The sequence below is a fragment of the Bordetella petrii genome (assembly GCF_020991325.1).
In the GTDB taxonomy this organism is placed as follows: domain Bacteria; phylum Pseudomonadota; class Gammaproteobacteria; order Burkholderiales; family Burkholderiaceae_B; genus Bordetella_A; species Bordetella_A petrii_E.
In genome coordinates, this window is sequence record NZ_JAJMLX010000077.1 from 1 (window position 1) to 17,573 (window position 17,573).

19 protein-coding genes are annotated in these 17,573 nt (G+C 65.7%); 14 read left to right on the plus strand and 5 right to left on the minus strand.

Going from position 1 to position 17,573, the window contains the following annotated elements; genetic code table 11:
* The 4 genes from LPZ50_RS10140 to LPZ50_RS10155 all read left to right on the plus strand — a co-directional run.
* On the plus strand, window positions 1–2,331 hold a 2,331-nt coding region (locus LPZ50_RS10140; protein WP_230660861.1), incomplete at its 5' end, for a TonB-dependent siderophore receptor.
* Window positions 2,332–2,431: 100 nt separating this feature from the next.
* Window positions 2,432–2,713, plus strand: coding sequence for a peptidylprolyl isomerase (locus LPZ50_RS10145; protein WP_230660864.1), 282 nt, complete (start codon window positions 2,432–2,434; stop codon window positions 2,711–2,713).
* Between the two features lie 267 nt (window positions 2,714–2,980).
* Window positions 2,981–3,340, plus strand: coding sequence for an EF-hand domain-containing protein (locus tag LPZ50_RS10150; RefSeq protein ID WP_230660867.1), 360 nt, complete (start codon window positions 2,981–2,983; stop codon window positions 3,338–3,340).
* 106 nt (window positions 3,341–3,446) lie between these two features.
* Window positions 3,447–4,514, plus strand: a complete 1,068-nt coding sequence (locus tag LPZ50_RS10155; RefSeq protein ID WP_230660870.1) for a LacI family DNA-binding transcriptional regulator — start codon at window positions 3,447–3,449, stop codon at window positions 4,512–4,514.
* Here LPZ50_RS10155 and LPZ50_RS10160 read toward each other — a convergent pair.
* Both LPZ50_RS10160 and LPZ50_RS10165 read right to left on the minus strand, forming a co-directional pair.
* Complete coding sequence (locus LPZ50_RS10160) at window positions 4,481–5,818, minus strand: Nramp family divalent metal transporter (protein ID WP_230660873.1); 1,338 nt, start codon at window positions 5,816–5,818, stop codon at window positions 4,481–4,483. The genes LPZ50_RS10155 and LPZ50_RS10160 overlap by 34 nt on opposite strands.
* 86 nt (window positions 5,819–5,904) lie before the next feature.
* Window positions 5,905–6,774: a TauD/TfdA dioxygenase family protein gene (locus tag LPZ50_RS10165; RefSeq protein WP_230660875.1), complete on the minus strand. Its 870-nt coding sequence runs from the start codon at window positions 6,772–6,774 to the stop codon at window positions 5,905–5,907.
* A gap of 162 nt (window positions 6,775–6,936) precedes the next feature.
* On the opposite strand from LPZ50_RS10165, the gene LPZ50_RS10170 reads away from it, so the two are divergent.
* Genes LPZ50_RS10170 through LPZ50_RS10180 form a run of 3 tightly spaced genes read left to right on the plus strand, consistent with a single transcriptional unit; the run spans window position 6,937 to window position 8,854 of the window.
* Window positions 6,937–7,701, plus strand: a complete 765-nt coding sequence (locus LPZ50_RS10170) for a GntR family transcriptional regulator (protein ID WP_230660878.1) — start codon at window positions 6,937–6,939, stop codon at window positions 7,699–7,701.
* Window positions 7,701–8,546, plus strand: coding sequence for a sulfite exporter TauE/SafE family protein (locus tag LPZ50_RS10175; protein ID WP_230660881.1), 846 nt, complete (start codon window positions 7,701–7,703; stop codon window positions 8,544–8,546). The genes LPZ50_RS10170 and LPZ50_RS10175 overlap by 1 nt, the downstream gene beginning before the upstream one ends.
* Window positions 8,543–8,854 (plus strand): DUF1634 domain-containing protein, encoded by a 312-nt coding sequence (locus tag LPZ50_RS10180; protein WP_230660884.1) that lies wholly within the window; start codon window positions 8,543–8,545, stop codon window positions 8,852–8,854. Before LPZ50_RS10175 ends, LPZ50_RS10180 begins: the two co-directional genes overlap by 4 nt.
* 11 nt (window positions 8,855–8,865) lie before the next feature.
* Here LPZ50_RS10180 and LPZ50_RS10185 read toward each other — a convergent pair whose 3' ends face one another.
* Complete coding sequence (locus LPZ50_RS10185) at window positions 8,866–9,339, minus strand: Lrp/AsnC family transcriptional regulator (RefSeq protein ID WP_230660903.1); 474 nt, start codon at window positions 9,337–9,339, stop codon at window positions 8,866–8,868.
* Window positions 9,340–9,469: 130 nt separating this feature from the next.
* On the opposite strand from LPZ50_RS10185, the gene kynU reads away from it, so the two are divergent.
* Complete coding sequence (kynU, locus tag LPZ50_RS10190) at window positions 9,470–10,720, plus strand: kynureninase (protein WP_230660886.1); 1,251 nt, start codon at window positions 9,470–9,472, stop codon at window positions 10,718–10,720.
* Between the two features lie 27 nt (window positions 10,721–10,747).
* Here the strand turns inward: kynU and LPZ50_RS10195 are convergent, their stop codons facing one another.
* Entirely contained in the window at window positions 10,748–11,644 is an 897-nt protein-coding gene (locus tag LPZ50_RS10195; protein WP_230660888.1) for a LysR family transcriptional regulator, read from the minus strand.
* Window positions 11,645–11,768: 124 nt separating this feature from the next.
* On the opposite strand from LPZ50_RS10195, the gene LPZ50_RS10200 reads away from it, so the two are divergent.
* The 4 genes from LPZ50_RS10200 (at window position 11,769) to LPZ50_RS10215 (ending at window position 15,758) form a co-directional block, all read left to right on the plus strand.
* Window positions 11,769–12,386, plus strand: coding sequence for a nitroreductase family protein (locus tag LPZ50_RS10200; RefSeq protein WP_230660890.1), 618 nt, complete (start codon window positions 11,769–11,771; stop codon window positions 12,384–12,386).
* Between the two features lie 10 nt (window positions 12,387–12,396).
* Window positions 12,397–13,281 (plus strand): EamA family transporter, encoded by an 885-nt coding sequence (locus LPZ50_RS10205; protein ID WP_230660892.1) that lies wholly within the window; start codon window positions 12,397–12,399, stop codon window positions 13,279–13,281.
* A 355-nt stretch (window positions 13,282–13,636) separates the two neighbouring features.
* A complete protein-coding gene (locus LPZ50_RS10210; RefSeq protein ID WP_230660894.1) occupies window positions 13,637–14,728 on the plus strand; it encodes a tartrate dehydrogenase in 1,092 nt (363 codons plus the stop codon).
* A gap of 43 nt (window positions 14,729–14,771) precedes the next feature.
* Window positions 14,772–15,758, plus strand: coding sequence for a Bug family tripartite tricarboxylate transporter substrate binding protein (locus tag LPZ50_RS10215; RefSeq protein WP_419195587.1), 987 nt, complete (start codon window positions 14,772–14,774; stop codon window positions 15,756–15,758).
* An 11-nt stretch (window positions 15,759–15,769) separates the two neighbouring features.
* Here the strand turns inward: LPZ50_RS10215 and LPZ50_RS10220 are convergent, their stop codons facing one another.
* A complete protein-coding gene (locus LPZ50_RS10220; protein WP_230660896.1) occupies window positions 15,770–16,687 on the minus strand; it encodes a LysR substrate-binding domain-containing protein in 918 nt (305 codons plus the stop codon).
* Between the two features lie 129 nt (window positions 16,688–16,816).
* Here LPZ50_RS10220 and LPZ50_RS10225 point away from each other — a divergent pair, with 129 nt between their 5' ends.
* Window positions 16,817–17,326 (plus strand): sigma-70 family RNA polymerase sigma factor, encoded by a 510-nt coding sequence (locus LPZ50_RS10225; protein WP_230660899.1) that lies wholly within the window; start codon window positions 16,817–16,819, stop codon window positions 17,324–17,326.
* Window positions 17,305–17,573, plus strand: a 269-nt coding sequence (locus LPZ50_RS10230; protein ID WP_230660901.1) for a FecR/PupR family sigma factor regulator, incomplete at its 3' end; no start/stop codon positions are given. The genes LPZ50_RS10225 and LPZ50_RS10230, both read left to right, overlap by 22 nt.

A 17,573-nucleotide genomic window follows, 5' to 3' on the forward strand; every position in this document is an offset into this window, starting at 1 on the left:
GCCGGCGTGGCGGTGGCCACGGGCGCCTGCCTGTCCCCCGGGCTGGCCCATGCCGCCGAATCGGCGGGCGCGGCGTCGTCTTCAGCTGCGCAGCGCCGCTACGACATTCCCGCCGGCCCACTCAAGTCGGTACTGACGCGCTTTGCCAGCGAGGCGGGAATTTTCCTGGCCGGTTCCATCGACCTGGCCGATGGCAAGACCAGCGCCGGCCTGCAGGGCACGTACAGCGTGCGCCAGGGCCTGACGAACGTGCTGGCGGGATCGGGCCTGCAGGCCGTGCCCGACGCCAGCAACCGCTATGTGCTGAAGCCCCTGCCGCCAGCCAGTGTCAGTGAACTGCCGGCGGTGACCGTTACCGGCCAGGCCGAATCCGGCACCGGCCCGGTGGTGGGCTATATGGCACAGCGCAGCACCACGGCCACGAAAACCGATACGCCCATCGTCGAAACGCCGCAGTCGATCTCGGTGGTGTCGGCCCAGCAGATACGCGACACGGGCGCCAGTTCGCTGGACCAGGCACTGGCGTACACCGCGGGCGTGCGCACCACCATCTATGGCGCCAGTTCGCGCATGGACACCGCGCAGGCGCGCGGCGTCGAGATCGAGGACATTTTCCTGGACGGCCTGAAAGACCGCGTGAACTTCTGGACCAGCACGCCGCGCGTGGAGCCCTACCTGATGGAGCGCATGGAAGTACTGCGCGGACCGGCATCCATGCTGTATGGCCAGGGCGGCACCGGCGGCCTGATCAACAATATCAGCAAGCTGCCGCAGGCCGAGGCACAGCATGAAATCGGCGTGCAGGTAGGCAGCCACGACCGCCGCCAGTTGCAGGCCGACCTGACCGGCCCGCTGACCGAAGACGGCACCTGGCTATACCGGCTGGTGGCGCTGGGCCGCGAAAGCGGCACGCAGGTGGATTACGGCAAGGACGACCGCCAACTGGTGGCACCGTCGCTGACCTGGGCGCCCAGTGCCAATACCGACCTGACCATCCGGCTGAAATGGCAGAAAGACCGGGCCAGCGGCGATTCGGGCAGCACCCTGCCCTGGGAAGGCACCATCCTGCCCAACCCCAACGGACGCATCGCGCGGCATACCTTCGTGGGGCAGCCCGGCTACGACCACTTCAATGCCGACAGCTGGCAGGCGGGCTGGTCGTTCCGGCACGCGCTGAACGAAAAATGGACCTTCCGGCAAAGCACGCGCTGGACAGACAGCCGCACCGACTACGCCGCCTTCGACGTATTCGCGCCGTACCTGGATGCCGAACAGCGCAAGCTGGGCCGGGCGGCTTATTTCTGGAAGCACCACACGCAGATCCTGGCCGCCGACCAGAACTTCCTGGGGAAATTTTCCACCGGCCAGGTGGATCACCAGTTGCTGGTGGGCCTGGACTATTTGCGCTACCGGGACTCGGGCTCGGGCATCGACGACTACGAAGGCCTGGACCCCATCGACGTGTACGACCCCGTATACCAGGTGGGCTACCAGCCCCCGGCGCGCGAGCCCATTGCCACCAGCGGCATCAAGCAGCTGGGGTTTTATATCCAGGACGAAATGCGCTGGCGCAACTGGATACTGCTGGCCGGCTGGCGTCACGACGAATCCACAAACTGGGAAGACGGCACCGACGACCGCAACGACCGCGCCGATTCGCTGCGCTTCGGCCTGATGTATGAAATCGTGCCCGGGCTGCTGCCGTACATCAGTTACGCGGAATCGTTCCTGCCGCAGGCCAATACTGGCTACGGCCAGCAGTTGCGGCCGCTGCGCGGCAAGCAATGGGAAGCCGGGGTGAAGTACGAACCGCCTGCGCAAGACTGGCGCGCATCGGCCGCCGTGTTCGAGCTGCGGGAAGTGAACCGCACGGTGGAAATTTCCGAAACAGAGGTGTCGCAGCGCGGCAAGACCCGCAATACTGGCCTGGAACTGGAATGGATCGGTTCGGTTACTCCGCAAATCGACATCAACGCCAGCTTCACGTATTTGAACGTCGACCGGCAGTTGTCTGGGGTACCCAAGCGCCAGGCCTCCCTGTGGAGCACGTACCGGTTCTCGCTGGGCAACCTGGACGGTTTCACCATCGGCGGCGGGGTGCGCTATGCCAGCGGCTTCGTCGACGAATCCACCGAAGGCACCGACGTGCCCCGCACTCCTTCGGTGACGCTGCTGGACGCCATGCTGGCCTGGGAAAACCGCAACTGGCGCGTCGCGCTCAATGCCAGCAACCTGACCGACAAGGAATACTTCAGCCAGTGCTCGGAATGGGGCTCGTGCTCGTATGGCACCGGCCGGCTGGTAAGCCTGACAACGACCTATCGGTGGTAGCCGGACCCGCGGGCGGCGCCAGCACAGCGCGCGCCCGCGTTTTACGGATGTGCCGGACACAGGCAATAATGGGGGTCGTCACCAAAGAAAGGAGCCCTTTATGGCCCAAGCATCCGCCCGTCACATCCTGGTTTCCACCGAAGCCAAGTGCAATGAACTCAAGGCCGCCATCGAAGGCGGCGCCGATTTCGCGCAACTGGCCCGCGAACATTCCAGCTGCCCGTCCGGCCGCGACGGCGGCAACCTGGGCACGTTCGGCCCCGGCCAGATGGTCAAGGAATTCGACACCGTGGTGTTCAGCGCCCCCGTGAATCAGGTGCAAGGCCCGGTCAAAACGCAATTCGGCTACCACCTGGTCGAAGTCACCGACCGCCAGGACTGACCCCCAGCGATCAGCAAGCGCCGGGCACCGCGCAGGTGGCCGGCGCTTTTTTTTGCCGCCGGGCCGTCCCAAGGCAAAAAGCCCCCTTGGGGGGCAGCAAGCCGAAGGCCAAATGACAACGGCCGTTACTGTTTGTTGAAAAACGCTTCCAGCCGCGTGGGCCGGGCTATCCCGGTGATATTCTCGATTGTCGTTTCTCGCAAGCCCGGCGTCCTGCCGGGCACCCGGAATTTCGCCCGGCCTGCCATCGACCGAAGGAACACCGCCATGAAGAACTTCGCCGCATTCGCCGCCTGCCTGCTCCTGGGCAGCCTGGGCGCCGCCCACGCGCAGCAGTCGTCCGTGCCGCGTATTCAAACCGCCGAACTGGGGCCGGCCGACAAGGACCGGAGCGGCACCGTCAGCAAGCAGGAATACCAGACCTTCATGGTGGCCGCGTTTACCGAGATCGACGTCAATAAAGACAGCAGCCTGAGCAAGAATGAACTGTCGCAGGTACTGACGCAGGAACAGTTCGTGGCCATGGACGCCAGCCGCGATGGCAGCGTGGACCGCGGCGAATTCATGAACCAGGTCATGGCCGACTTCGCCAATTCCGACACGGACGGCGACGGCGTACTGAAATAGCCCGTGGCCGGCACTGGCCGGCCGGCAAGAACCTGTTTTACTATTCCGCAGGCCCTGGCTTGCACGGGGTTGCCCTGCCCTTGCCGGCGTTTCCCCATGGTTATCGATGACCAGAAAACTCACTAGCCTGGATATTGCACGGCTGGCTGGCGTATCGCAAAGCACGGTGTCGCGCGTGCTGCGGCAATTGCCGAATGTCGACGACCAAACCCGCGAGCACGTGCTGCGGGTTATCCGCCAGCACCGCTACACGCCCAACGCCGCCGCGCGCAGCATGAAAACCAACCGCAGCGGCAACGTCGCGGTGGTGGTCGCCAATCTGGACAATCCGCTGTATCCGGCGCTGCTGCACCATCTGGTCGAGCAACTAGCGCGGCGCGGCCTGCGCGCCACCGTATGGGAACCCGCCGCGGGGCTGGACGCGAACATGGCGCGCGCCATTGCCGAAAGCCCGGTCGACGGCGTGATATTCGCCACGGCGGTGGATGCCGCTCGCCAGGAACACGAGTTCATCGCGCAGTCCAAGCCTGTCATCCTGATGAACCGCAGCCTGTCCACCCGCACATTCGACGCCGTGGTCAGCGACAACGCGGCCGGCGGCGCCCTGGTGGCGAAGTTTTTTGCCCAGGCGGGCAAGCGCAATGTCGGGCTGATATCGGGGCATTCGTCGGCCAGCACCATCGTCGAACGCAAGCGCGGTTTCATGCGCGAACTGGCCCGCCATCCTGGCGTGTGCTGCCACGCCTCGGCGCAGGAGTTCGATGTGTTCACGTATGAAAACGGCTACCGCGCCGCGCGTGAGCTGCTGGCGCGGCACCCGGCCATCGACGCGCTGTTCTGCAGCAACGACATCCTGGCCATCGGCGCGCAGGATGGCGCGCGCGCGGCGGGCCGCGCGGTGCCCGGCGATATGTGGGTGGTGGGCTACGACGACATTCCCATGGCGGGCTGGGACGCCATCGGGCTGACCACGGTGCGCCAGCCCCTGGAATCCATGACGGCACAGGCCGTTGAACGGCTATGCCTGCGCATGGCGCAGCCAGACCTGCCCCCGCGCACCGTCAAACTGGACAATGCCCTGGTGCAGCGCCGCTCGACGGCCGCCGGCGGCGGCCAGCCATCTGGCGATCATTCTGGCGATCAATCGGCCAGCATGGCATTGAAGGTGACGTAGGATCCCCAGATCGCCAGCAGCGTCAGCAGCACCAGCACCACGGTGTGCAGCTTGTTGCCAGCCAGGTCCCCCATCAGGTCCTTGCGGTTGATCAGCACGATCAGGCCGATGGACACCAGCGGCATCAGCACGATCTGCGCCGCATTCACGAACACCGTCAGCCAGATGAAGCCCGGCATGCCCGGAATGGCCCACACCAGCGGCAGGATGGCCACCAGGAAGTAGGCCACGCGGAACAGCGGGTCTTTGCTGGGAGCGTCGCGGAATTTTTCCTTGCGGGCGGGTGCCACACAGTACAGGCATTCCATCGCCATCTTGGGAAAGCCATGCGCGTAGCCGATGACCGAACTGAAGCAGGCGCACAGCACGCCCAGGTAGATGATGATTTCCCCTGCCCGCCCGGCCACTTGCCCCAGCAGGTGCGCAAGGTCGTTGAAGTTCTCGATGGTGATGCCGCGCGGGTGCAGCACTTCCGCCCCCATCACCCATACCGCCAGGTCCAGCACGATGATCACGAAAATGCCGAACAGCAGGTCGTAGCGCTGCACCCGGCGGTGCTCGGGCCGGATATAGCCTTTTTCTTTCATGAAAGTGGGATACAGCAGGTTCGCCAGCGAACCGCCCACCGCGCCTATCAGCGACACCACGATGAGAATGGCGCCGAAGGTGCCTACCTGGCCGGGCGTTTCAAAGGCGAACGTGCCCTTGACGATGGCGCCCACGTCCGGCTTGGCCATGATGGCGCCGCCGACCAGGCTGACCGCCAGCACCACCAGGATCAGTTTCTCGACATTCTCCAGGTAGCGATACACGGCCTTGCCCGTAATGACCACCGCAAGAATCACCGCGGCCACGCTCCACAACAGCACCGACCCGCTTTCGCCGGTCAGGTGATACAGGGCTTCGCCGGAACCCCGTATGGTGTATGACTCGTAGAAGTGCCCCAGCACGATGCCGCCCACGCCCAGCAGTATGGGGTAGTACTTCCATACCTGCGCATAGCCTTCGAAAATGGTGTGGCCGCGCGCGTTCATCAACTGGTAATTGGCGATGATGCTGACCAGGAAGTACCGCACCAGCAGCGCCAGGGCCAGGCCCCACATCAGCGCGTAGCCGTAGTGCGCGCCGGCCAGCGCGTTGTCGACCAGGTCGCCCGCGCCCAGCCATGTCAGCACCAGCACGATGCCGGGCCCGAATGATTTCACATATCCCCAGAATGAATTGGGGATCTCGGCCCCCGCTGGCGCGCCGTCCGGCCGGGGTTGCACGGAAGGATGCTTCACTGCTGTTGGATCTGCACTCATGCTTGTCTCTTCCCATGTCGTTATGATTTCTGTGCAGCACTAATGGCGCGGTGTGCTCCCGCGCTCGATGTTTTTTTTGCAGGCGTTCAGGCCGTGGCCAGTTCCACGTCCAGCGTGGTGGTGCGGCGCAGTTCGCGCGGGTGCTTCTTGTCGTCGAAGCGGGTGCCGCGGTGCATGGTGGCCCGGTTGTCCCAGATGACGAAATCGCCGGGGCGCCAGTCATGGCTGTAGACGAGTTCGCGGCGGGTGGCGTGTTCGGTCAGGTCGCGCAGCAGGGCCCGGCCTTCGGGCACCGGCCAATCAATGATGTGCGATGCATGCGACGCCAGGTACAGCGAACGGCGGCCCGTGTTCGGGTTGACGCGCACCAGCGGGTGCACGGCGCCCGGCAGCTTGCCGCGCTCTTCATCCGAGAACTCGAAGCCCAGCACATGGCGCGAATACACGATGGAATGGAAAGCGCTTAGCGGTTCGACCAACGCCTTGGTTTCGTCATCCAGCGTGTCATAGGCGGTGTACATGTCGGCGTACTCGGTATCGGTGCGCACGGGGGGCACCATCTTGCACGACAACATCGAGTATCGCCCGGCTGGATCCTGGAACGATGCGTCGGTGTGCCACAGCCGGTTGCTCAGCGAACTGACGCGGCGCCGGTCGTTGTCTTGCAACAGTTCGCCCTTGTTGTTGACGTTGGAAATGTCCGTCAGGGCATCGCTGCCGAACCGGTTCTTTTCCAGCACCGAGAGCGACGTCTTGGTGTGCAGCACGCCGTCGAAGCGCTGCGAGAATTCCAGCTGCTCTTCGTTGCCTAGCGGCTGGCCGTGGAAGACCAGCACGCCGTACTGATCCATGCCCGCGCGTAGCTGCGCCAGTTCGTCTTCGCTGGCCTGGCGCAGGTCTACCCCCGACACCCGGCCCACGAAACAGGGGTGGATTTGCTCGATCGACAGTGCCATGGTGTCTCCTCGTCTTGATTTATGGCCGTGGCGCCAGCCTTATGACTACGTAATCATTATTGAAATCAACCTTGATGAATGTCAACCAGGAAGAGTGCTACCGATTGATTCGAACCGGGCCAGGCATGGTCATATAGACATCATGATGTCATAATGACAAACATGCCTGCCGCACCATCCCGCGCCCTGCCCTTGTACGCCCAGCTGGAACACGCCCTGGGCGCCGACATCGCGTCCGGCGCCCTGTTGCCAGACGAACGGCTGCCGTCGGAAGACGAGCTGGCGGCGCGCTTTGGCGTCAGCCGCATCACGGTGCGCACGGCGGTGCAAAACCTGGTGGGCCGGGGCCTGCTGGAAATACGCCGCGGCAGGGGCACTTATGTGGCGCAGCCCAAAATGCGCCAGGAACTCACCGAACTCAGCGGCTTCGTGGAAGACATGCAGGCGCTGGGGCGCACGCCCACGGCACGCCTGCTGGACAAGCGCGTGGTGCCGGCCGATAAAGACGTGGCGCGCCACCTGGGCCTGGCCGTGGGCACGCGGGTGTATCGCATCGAGCGGGTGCGCCTGGCCGATGGCGTGCCGGTGTCGTTCGATGAAACCTGGCTACCCTTCGACATCGGCCGCAAAGTGGTCCGGCACAACCTGGAAGCCGAACCCATCTTCGCGTTGCTGGAACAAAAGTACGGTTTGCCGCTGCTCGAGGCCGAATACCAGCTGGAAGCCACCGCGTGCAATGCGCACGTGGCCCAGGGCCTGGCGGTGGCGCCCGGCAGCCCGGTGTTCCTGATCGAACGCACCTCGTATTCGCTGGACAACCGGCCAGTCGATTTTGAACGCCTGTACTACCGCGGCGACCTGATCCGCTTTGTCACGCGCTTGGCCCGCCGGCCCAGGGGCAAACCGGCCAGCGGCGCGGCCCGCTGATGGACCCGCTGTATTCCCTGGGCCTGTTCGCAGCCGCCTTTGGCGCCAGCGCGCTGGGCGGAGTGCTGGGCATGGCCAGCGGCATTTTCATCGTGCCGGCCCTTACGCTGTGGGCCGGCGTCGACATCCGCGTGGCCATCGCCGCCAGCATCGTGTCGGTGATCGCCTGTTCCTGCGGCAGCGCCGCGCCTTTCCTGAAACACAGGCTGACCAACATCCGCCTGGCGCTGGTGCTGGAAGTGGCCACCACGCTGGGCGCGCTGACCGGCGTGTTCCTGATCGGCCTGGTGCCCGTACAGTATTTATATGGGCTGTTCGCCGCGGTGCTGGCGGTGTCCGCCCAACAGATGCTGGCGCGGCGCGCCGATCCGGTGGGCGCCTCGGCCGACCGCCTGGCCACCCGGTTGCGCCTGCACGGCAGCTACCCCGACCGTGCGCTGGGCCGCGACGTGGCCTACCAGGTCAGCCGCGTGCCCATGGGCTTGTCGCTGATGTACGGCGCGGGACTGATCTCGGCGCTGCTGGGCATAGGCAGCGGCGTGTTGAAAATACCCGCCATGGACACGGCCCTGCGCCTGCCCATCAAGGTGTCGTCGGCAACCTCGAACTTCATGATAGGGGTGACGGCGGCGGCCAGCGGCGCGGCCTATTTCGTGCGCGGCGATATCGATACGGCCATCGCCGGCCCGGTGGCCCTGGGCTCGGTGGTGGGCGCCCTGTTGGGCGCGCGGCTGCTGATGGGGCTGCCCGCGGACAAGCTGCGGCTGTTCTTCGTGGCGGTGCTGGCCGTGCTGGCCGTGCAGATGGCCGCCAGCGCCTTGGGCCTGCAGGGAGGCCCGGCATGACCGCTGGCGTCGACACCGCCCGCGCGCGCGAACGCTATATTGCCGCGCTGCTGCACCATGGCACCTGGTTCGCGTCCGTCCTGATAGGCATCGCCCTGCTGGCGCAATGGCTGGCCGGCGCGCCAGGCTGGAGCCTGATATTGGCCCAGGCCGGCATTGCCGTGTTCATCGCCCTGCCGGTGCTGCGCGTGGCGCTGATGCTGGGCATGTTCCTGCGCGAACGCGATTATCTGTACAGTGCGCTGGCCGTGGCCGTGCTGGCCATCATCGCGCTGGGGCTGTTGGTGGGGCTGCGCGGCTCGCTTTAGTGTGTCAGGCCCTAGCGCCATTCCCCCAAGGGCAGCATACCGTCGCGGCTTTTTATCTTGCGCATCACGATGTGCGAACACAGGTCGCGCACGCCGGGCATCTTGCTGAGCTTGTCTTCGACAAACGCGGAAAACGCCGCCAGGTTGCGGGTGCGCACGGTCAGTATGTAGTTCGACGCGCCGGTCACGATGCTGGCTTCGGTAATCTCGTCGTGCAGGGCGATGCTGGCCAGGAACGCTTCGTGCCACCCGGCGCGCGACTGGTCTAGCGTGACATGCACGATGGCCTCGAGCTCGAAACCCAGTTTTTCCGCGTCCAGCACGGCGCGGTAGCCTTTGATCAGGCCGTGATCGTGCAACGCACGCACGCGGCGCAGGCAGGCCGACGGCGACAGGGCCACCTGTTCGGCCAGGTCCTGGTTGCTGAGGTGCGCGTCGTCCTGCAGGCGGCACAAGATGCGGCGATCGATGGCGTCCAGTTCCATGGCGCAATCCAATTTGGTTTTCACGTTGATTCTGCAATTTACTGCGAACTTTCAGCACCTGAGCGCCGGTGATAACAATTTTTCGCCAGCATGCCGCTGCTAGTATGCCCGCATACACAGGAGCCCCCTCATGCCCACCCGCGACGAATGCCTGCAGGCCGACCGCCAGGACCCCCTGGCCCCCTTGAAGCACCAGTTCGAGCTGCCGGCCGGGCTGCTTTACCTGGACGGCAATTCGCTGGGGGTATTGCCCAAGGCCGCCGCGGCGCGCAGCGCGCAAGTGGTTACCCAGGAATGGGGCCAGGGCCTGATCCGCAGCTGGAATACGGCGGGCTGGTTCGACCTGCCCGCGCGCCTGGGCGACAAGCTGGCGCCGCTGATCGGCGCCGGGCCGGGCCAGGTGGTGGTTACCGACACGACATCGCTGAACCTGTTCAAGGCCCTGGCCGCCGCGCTGCGCATCCAGCAGCAGGCGGCGCCGCAACGCCGCGTGATCCTGTCCGAACGCGACAACTTCCCCACCGACCTGTACATGATCCAGGGCATGATGGACCTGCTGCAACAGGGCTATGAAATGCGCCTGATCGACGACGGCCTGCCCTTGGAACAGGCGCTGGACGACTCGGTGGCCGTGCTGGCGCTGTCGCACGTGAACTACCGCACCGGCGCCATGTACGACATGGCCGCCGTTACCGCGCGCGCGCACGCGCAGGGCGCGCTGGCCATCTGGGACCTGGCCCACGCCGCGGGCGCCGTGCCGGTGGACCTGGCCGGCGCCGAGGCCGATTTCGCCGTGGGCTGCACCTACAAGTACCTGAATGCGGGCCCCGGCGCGCCGGCCTACATCTGGGTGGCGCCGCGCCATGCCGACGATTTCCGGCAGCCGCTGTCGGGCTGGTGGGGGCACCAGCGGCCTTTCGACATGGCCGTGGCCTATGAGCCCGCGGGCGGCATCCGCCGCTACCTGTGCGGCACGCAACCCATCGTGTCGCTGGCCATGGTGGAATGCGGCCTGGACATCAGCCTGGCCGCCAATATGAACGACGTGCGCAAGAAGTCGCTGCGCATGGGCGACCTGTTCATCGACCTGCTGGAAAGCCGCTGCGCCAGCCACCCGCTGACGCTGATCACCCCCCGCGAACACGCGCGGCGCGGCAGCCACATCAGCATCCGCCATCCGCATGGCTATGAAGTCATGCAGGCCCTGATCGCGCGCGGCGTCATCGGCGATTACCGCGAACCCGAAGTGCTGCGATTCGGCCTGACGCCGCTGTACCTGGGCTACACGGACATATGGGACGCGGTCGACACCCTGAAAACCGTGCTGGACACGGAAGACTGGAAAAACCCGGAATTCGCGCAACGCGGCGCCGTGACCTGAGGCGCGCCCCGCCACCGTGCGCGGGGTTCAGGCCGGCGGCCGCTGCAGTTCACCCACGACGAAATCCACGAATGCCCGTACCTTGGGCACCAGGTGCCGGCGCGATGGGTACACCGCGTACAGGTAGGTGTCCACCATGGACCAATCTTCCAGTACCGCGCGCAGGCGGCCTTGCCGCAGATCGTCTTCCACATAGGTGCGCGGCACCAGGCTCAGCCCGAAACCGGCGCGCAGCGCATCGCGCACGGCCAGGCTGGAATTGACCTGATAGCGCCCCCGCACCGGTATCCGCAGTGTCTGGCCGCCGCGCCGGAAGGCCCATTCATCGGCATGGCCCGACAAGGTGAAGCGCAGGCAGTTATGGTGGCGCAGGGCCTCGGGGCTGCGGGGCGCGCCGTGGCGCTCGAAGTATGCCGGCGCGCCGCATAGCACGTGCGGCAGCACCGTCAGCGGCCGCGCCACCAGGCTGGAATCTTCCAGTTGGTCGCTGCCGCGGATGGCCACATCGAAACCTTCCTGGATGATGTCGACGCGGCGGTCTTCCAGGTGCAGATCCAGCGACAGATCGGAATACGCCTGCAGGAACGCGGGTATGGCGGCCGACAGGCGAGTCAGTGTCAGCGACATGGGCGCGCTGACGCGCAGCACGCCGCTGGGGTTGGCCCGCAGGGTGGCCAGCGACTGCCCGGCTTCGTCCAGGTCGTCCAGGATGCGGGTGATCTGCTGGTAATAGCGCGTACCCGCCTCGGTCAGGCTCATGCGGCGGGTGGTGCGGTTCAGCAGGCGCACGCCCAGGTGCGCTTCCAGTTCGCCGATGTTCTTGCTGACCGCCGCGGGCGACAACTGCATATGGCGCGCCGCGCCCGCGAAGCTGTTCAGCTGCACGACATTCCGGAAAACACGCAGGGCGGTAAGGTGTTCCATACATTATTCACTTTAAGAACATAGTGAATGTACTCGATACCTGATTATCAATTACAGGTAGATCAATTAGCCTTGTTTCCAGGCCGGCACGTTGCGTGCCGACCCGAACCGACGAGAACAAGGCATGGAAAACCCATTGATCGCCGCCATACAGCAACGTGTGTCGGCCAACCACTTCGACCCCGCCCACCGGATTGCGCCGGCCGATATCGAACGGCTGGCGGAACTGGCCACGCGTGCTCCCACGGCGTTCAATCTGCAGAACTGGCGCTTCATCGCCGTGCATACGCCGGACCGCAAGGCCCGCCTGCGCGAGCTGGCCTGGGGGCAGGCCAAAGTGGCCGATGCCGCGGCCACCTTCATCGTGGTGGGCGCGCTGGCGCGCGCGGACAGGCTGGCCGAACGGTTGCAGCCTTCGGTGGCGGCCGGCTTCATGCCGGCCGCGATGGTGCCGGCCTGGGAAGGCGCGGCGCGCAATCTGTACGACGGACAGCCGCGCCAGCAACGCGACGAAGCCGTGCGCAGCGCGGCGCTGGGCGCATCGACGCTGATGCTGGCGGCCCAGGCCCTGGGCCTGGCATCCTGCCCCATGAGCGGATTCGATCCCGCTGGCGTGGCCAGTGAATTCGGCTTGGCGCCCGGCGAATTGCCGGTCATGCTGGTGGCCGTGGGCCGCGCGGCTTCGGGAAACTGGCCGCAGAAGCCGCGCCGCCCCCTGGAACAAGTACTGGAACTGGCTTGAGGAGCCCATCATGACTCGCGGCGCGGACGTGCTGGCCACCGCCCTGGCACCGGCCATCTGGGGCAGCACCTACATCGTGACGACGACTCTGCTGCCGGCGGATTACCCGCTGACGGTGGCCATGCTGCGCGCCCTGCCCGCCGGCCTGTTGCTGCTGCTGTGGGCACGGCAACTGCCCACCGGCATCTGGTGGGCACGCAGCTTCCTGCTGGGCGCCCTGAACTTCTCCGTGTTCTGGGCCATGTTGTTCGTCACCGCCTATCGCCTGCCGGGCGGCGTGGCGGCCACGCTGGGCTCCATACAGACACTGATCGTCATTGGCCTGGCCCGCCTGTTGCTGGGCTCGCCCGTGCAAGGGCTGTCGGTGCTGGCGGCGCTGGCGGGAATGGCGGGCGTGGCCTTGCTGGTGCTGACGCCCGACGCGGCGCTGGACCCGCTAGGAATTGCCGCCGGGCTGATCGGCGCGGCGGCCATGGCGCTGGGCACCGTGCTCAGCCGCCGCTGGCAGCCGCCCGTGCCGGCGCTGACTTTCGCCAGCTGGCAACTGACGGCGGGCGGCATAGTGCTGCTGCCGTTCGCGCTGTGGCTGGAACCCAGCCTGCCCGCGCTCACGCTGGCCAACCTAAGCGGCCTCGCCTACCTGGCGGTCATCGGGGGGGCACTGACGTACGCGCTGTGGTTCCGCGGGCTGGCGCGCCTGGGGCCGGCCGTGGTGGCCTCGCTGGGTTTTCTCAGCCCGCTGACCGCCGTAGTGCTGGGCTGGACTTTGCTGGACCAGCGTTTGAACGCGCTGCAACTGGCCGGCATGGTGGTGGTGATAGGCAGCGTGTGGCTGGTGCAGCGCGTGCAGGCAGGGGCACCGCAAGTACAAGCGGCAGTGAAGTCGGCCGAATAAGGCAATCGGCCCGGACGCCCATGGCACTACCTTAAGGGTGAAAGAGAGTACCTTGCGGGGCACTGCCGGGTGTCCGGCTCCGAAGGTGCCGGACACCGTTGTGTGCCGCGACGGTCTCAGTTAGACGGTGTCTGGCACCCTGACGGGAGCCAGACACCTTGTATCTTGTAGTGCCCGCGAAAACTCGCCGCGGCAGCTTAAGGCAGCGCCATGGGGGCCAGACGCGTCATGCAGCGCCCGGGCGTTAACCTGAAGTTAAAAATGTTTTGAATCGCTGGCGCGCAGCGGTGGCGATGCAATAGGTACAGTGCCCGACAAGCAAGCTGGCGACAGGCGCCGGCCAGGAGCCAGGCATATGAAGACGTACCGCATCGCAACCATTCCGGGCGACGGCATCGGCAAAGAAGTCATACCCGCGGGCCGCCAGGCCATGCAGGCGCTGGCCGAGGCCGATGGCTCGTTCGCGTTCGAGTTCCAGGATTTCGACTGGGGCGGCGATTATTACCGCCGCCACGGCGTCATGATGCCCGCGGACGGGCTGGATCAGTTGCGCGACAAGGACGCCATACTGTTCGGCTCGGCCGGCGACCCGGACATTCCCGATCACATCACGCTGTGGGGCTTGCGGCTGAAAATCTGCCAGGGGCTGGACCAGTACGCCAACGTGCGCCCGACTCGCCTGCTGCCGGGCATCGACGGCCCCTTGAAGCGCTGCGCGCCCGGGCAGCTGGACTGGATGATCGTGCGCGAGAACTCCGAAGGCGAGTATTCCGGCGTGGGCGGGCGCGTACACCAGGGCATGCCTATCGAGGCGGCCACCGATGTATCCATGATGACGCGCGCCGGGGTCGAGCGCATTCTTCGATATGCGTTCCGGCTTGCGCAATCCCGTCCGCGCAAGCAACTGACGGTGGTGACCAAATCCAACGCGCAGCGCCATGCCATGGTGATGTGGGATGAAATCGCGCTGGAGATCAGCCGCGAGTTTCCCGACGTGCAGTGGGACAAGGAACTGGTGGACGCGGCCACCGCCCGCATGGTGAACCGTCCGGCCTCGCTGGACACCATCGTGGCCACCAACCTGCATGCCGATATCCTGAGCGACCTGGCGGCGGCGCTGGCCGGCAGCCTGGGCATTGCCCCCACCGGCAATATCGATCCCGAACGCCGGCATCCGTCGATGTTCGAGCCCATACATGGTTCCGCCTTCGACATCATGGGCAAGGGGCTGGCGAATCCGATCGGCACGTTCTGGTCGGTTGTCATGCTGCTGGAACACCTGGGCGAACACGCGGCCGCCGCCCGCATGATGCAGGCCGTGGAAAGTGCAACCGCCAACCCGGCCCTGCACACCGGCGACCTGGGAGGCCAGGCGACCACCGGGCAAGTCACGCAGGCCGTCTGCCAGCACTTGCGCACAGCGGCGCGGCAGGCGCATGCCGCGTAGCCACGCCCCGCAAGATTCATTACCCATAAAAAGAGGAGACATCATGAACCACTTGAACCGCGGCCTGCGCCGCGCGCTGGCTGCCGCCCTGTGCGCCGCCGGAATCGGACTGGCCTCTGGCGCGGCGGCGCAGACTTACCCCGCGCGCCCCATCAACCTGGTAGTACCGTTTCCGGCCGGAGGCACCACCGATGTGCTGGCGCGCGCGCTGGGGCAGGAACTGTCCAGGAGCCTGGGCCAGCCAGTGGTGGTGGAGAACAAGCCCGGCGCCGGCGCCACGCTGGGCGCCGACTATGTCGCCAAGGCTCCCGCCGATGGCTACATGCTATTAATGGGCGCGGTGCACCACACCATTGCCACCAGCGTGTACCGCAGCCTGCAGTACGACTTCCAGAAAGACTTCGCTCCCATCACCACCGTGGCACTGGTGCCGAACATCCTGGTGGTGAATCCCAAGCTGCCGGCCCGGAATGTGCAGGAACTGCTGGCGCTGGCAAAGCAGTCGCCCGGCAAACTGACGTTCGGATCAAATGGCATGGGCACGGGGCAGCACCTGATCGGCGCGCAGTTCCAGGACATGGGCGCCGTGCAGCTGCTGCATGTGCCGTACAAGGGCAGCGGCCCGCTGACCACGGACCTGCTGGGCGGGCAGATAGACATGTCGTTCGACACCATCACACCGGTATTGGCGCACGTGAAGTCGGGCAAGCTGCGCGCGCTGGCCGTTACCACCGACCAGCGCTCGGCGGCCCTGCCGGATACCCCCACCATGCAGGAGGCCGGACTGAAGGACTTCAACATGGGAACGTGGTTTGGCGTCCTGGCGCCCGCGGGCACGCCGCCCGAGATCGTGGCCCGGTTGAACGCCGAGATGGTGAAGATCATCCAGTCGCCCGATTTCGGCAAGCGCATGGCCGAAATCGGCGCGGTGCCGATCGGCGACAGCAGCGACCACATGGCCCGGCAGATCAAAGACGATACCGAACGCTACGCCGAGTTGGTCAAGCAGGCCAAGGTGGCCATCAACTAAGGCAGCGCAGACTACCAGGCAACGCCCCCGCCGCCCTGCCGCCTGTCCTGGAAGTAGTCGACCAGAAAGTCGATGAACACCCGCACCTTGGCCGACAGGTGGTGACGCTCGGGAAACACGGCATGGATGTCGGCGGGTGGCAACGCGTAGTCTTGCAGCAGCAATTCCAGGCGGCCGGAACGCAAATAGCGCGCCAGATCCCATTCGGCGCGCTGCAGGACTCCCAATCCGGCCAGCCCCCAGGTCAGGGTGACCTCGCCATCATTGCTGCTCAGGGGGCCGCGCACCTTGACGGTTTCGGAATGCTCGCCCCGGGTGAAGCGCCACAGGCCGTAGGTATCTTCATTCTGGCGCAGCACGATGCATTGATGCCGGGCGAGATCTTGCGGCGCCGCCGGCCGCCCATGCTTTTTCAGGTACGCGGGGGAAGCACAAACCAGGCGGCGATTGGGCGCGATGCGCCGGGCGATCAGGCGGGCGTCGGGAATATCGCCGAACCGGATCGCCACATCAAAAGCATCCTGCACAAAATCGCCCGGGGAATCCGTCAATTGCAATTGCACGTCCACCTCTGGATAGCGGCGGGCAAACAGCACGATGGCGGGAGCGATGTAGCTGCGCCCGAAGCCCAGGGGGGCATTGACCTTCAAGCGTCCGCGTGGATGTTCCTGGCGGCTGGCGATCAACTGGTCCAGGTGTTCGATGTCGCCCAGGATGCGGCGGGCATTCTCCAGATAAAGCTCGCCTTCCGCCGTCAGGCTGATGCGGCGCGTATTACGGTTCAACAACCGTACCCCCAGACGCTCTTCAATCTGCGCCAGCCGCTTGCTGACGGCGGCGGTGGTAACGCCCAGTTCGCGCGCCGCCGCCGAAAAACTGCCGGCGCGGGCCAGCTCGACCAGCAACTGCAGCTCTTGAGACTGGCCCATAGGTGTTTCGGCTAGGTATAGAAGGGATGCGGGCCATAGTAGCCCAGGGGACAGACGTTACTCGAAGTTGCATCTCTGCGGGTTTTATATAGAATGAGAGTGGTTTTCATTTTCATTACTAAACTGGCCATGTCGACACCCCTGTCCGCGCCGCCAGACGCGGTCCACGGTCTGTACCGCGATCACCACGGCTGGCTGGACGGCTGGCTGCGCCGCAAGCTGGGCAACGCCTGCGATGCGGCCGACCTGATGCACGACACCTTCGTGCGCGTGCTGCGGCACCGCGCCGAACTTGAACAAGTGCGCGAACCCCGGGCCTACCTGACCACCATCGCCAAGCGCCGGCTGCTGAACCACTACCGGCGGCGCTCGCTGGAACATGCCTATCTTGAAGCCCTGGCCGCCCTGCCCGAACCGCAGGCGCCTTCGCCCGAACACCAATTGCTGATCCTGGAAGCGCTGCACGAGATCGACACGGTGCTGCACGCGTTGCCGGCCAAGGTGCGCCAGGCCTTCTTGCTGGCGCAACTGGAACAGCTGCCGTACGAAGCCATTGCGCAGCGGCTGAAGGTGTCGGTGCGTACCGTGCAGCGCTACATCGTGCAAGGATACGAAGAATGCATTCTGGCGACAGCGTAGCGCCGGGCGACGCGCCGCTGGACCGCACGGTGGCGCGCGAGGCCGCGCGCTGGCTGATGCGCCTGGGTTCGGGCCGGGCCACCGACGCGGATATGCGCGCCTGCGAACATTGGCGCGCCAGCCACGCCGAACATGAACGCGCCTGGCAACGCGCGCAGTCGCTGAACCGCGCCTTCCGCCTGATTCCCCCGTCGCTGGGCATGGCCACTTTGGGACGCAACGGCGGCAAGTCGCGGCGCGCGGCCCT

What these genes read in the sequence shown, in the direction of transcription:
- LPZ50_RS10160 (WP_230660873.1), bottom strand. Translation starts at nt 5,818, where the DNA reads ATGAGTGCAGATCCAACAGCAGTGAAGCATCCTTCCGTGCAACCCCGG.
- kynU (WP_230660886.1), top strand. Translation starts at nt 9,470, where the DNA reads ATGCCCACCCGCGACGAATGCCTGCAGGCCGACCGCCAGGACCCCCTG.
- LPZ50_RS10150 (WP_230660867.1), top strand. Translation starts at nt 2,981, where the DNA reads ATGAAGAACTTCGCCGCATTCGCCGCCTGCCTGCTCCTGGGCAGCCTG.
- LPZ50_RS10175 (WP_230660881.1), top strand. Translation starts at nt 7,701, where the DNA reads ATGGACCCGCTGTATTCCCTGGGCCTGTTCGCAGCCGCCTTTGGCGCC.
- LPZ50_RS10155 (WP_230660870.1), top strand. Translation starts at nt 3,447, where the DNA reads ATGACCAGAAAACTCACTAGCCTGGATATTGCACGGCTGGCTGGCGTA.
- LPZ50_RS10165 (WP_230660875.1), bottom strand. Translation starts at nt 6,774, where the DNA reads ATGGCACTGTCGATCGAGCAAATCCACCCCTGTTTCGTGGGCCGGGTG.
- LPZ50_RS10200 (WP_230660890.1), top strand. Translation starts at nt 11,769, where the DNA reads ATGGAAAACCCATTGATCGCCGCCATACAGCAACGTGTGTCGGCCAAC.
- LPZ50_RS10170 (WP_230660878.1), top strand. Translation starts at nt 6,937, where the DNA reads ATGCCTGCCGCACCATCCCGCGCCCTGCCCTTGTACGCCCAGCTGGAA.
- LPZ50_RS10145 (WP_230660864.1), top strand. Translation starts at nt 2,432, where the DNA reads ATGGCCCAAGCATCCGCCCGTCACATCCTGGTTTCCACCGAAGCCAAG.
- LPZ50_RS10215 (WP_419195587.1), top strand. Translation starts at nt 14,772, where the DNA reads ATGAACCACTTGAACCGCGGCCTGCGCCGCGCGCTGGCTGCCGCCCTG.
- LPZ50_RS10185 (WP_230660903.1), bottom strand. Translation starts at nt 9,339, where the DNA reads ATGGAACTGGACGCCATCGATCGCCGCATCTTGTGCCGCCTGCAGGAC.
- LPZ50_RS10180 (WP_230660884.1), top strand. Translation starts at nt 8,543, where the DNA reads ATGACCGCTGGCGTCGACACCGCCCGCGCGCGCGAACGCTATATTGCC.
- LPZ50_RS10195 (WP_230660888.1), bottom strand. Translation starts at nt 11,644, where the DNA reads ATGGAACACCTTACCGCCCTGCGTGTTTTCCGGAATGTCGTGCAGCTG.
- LPZ50_RS10225 (WP_230660899.1), top strand. Translation starts at nt 16,817, where the DNA reads ATGTCGACACCCCTGTCCGCGCCGCCAGACGCGGTCCACGGTCTGTAC.
- LPZ50_RS10205 (WP_230660892.1), top strand. Translation starts at nt 12,397, where the DNA reads ATGACTCGCGGCGCGGACGTGCTGGCCACCGCCCTGGCACCGGCCATC.
- LPZ50_RS10220 (WP_230660896.1), bottom strand. Translation starts at nt 16,687, where the DNA reads ATGGGCCAGTCTCAAGAGCTGCAGTTGCTGGTCGAGCTGGCCCGCGCC.
- LPZ50_RS10210 (WP_230660894.1), top strand. Translation starts at nt 13,637, where the DNA reads ATGAAGACGTACCGCATCGCAACCATTCCGGGCGACGGCATCGGCAAA.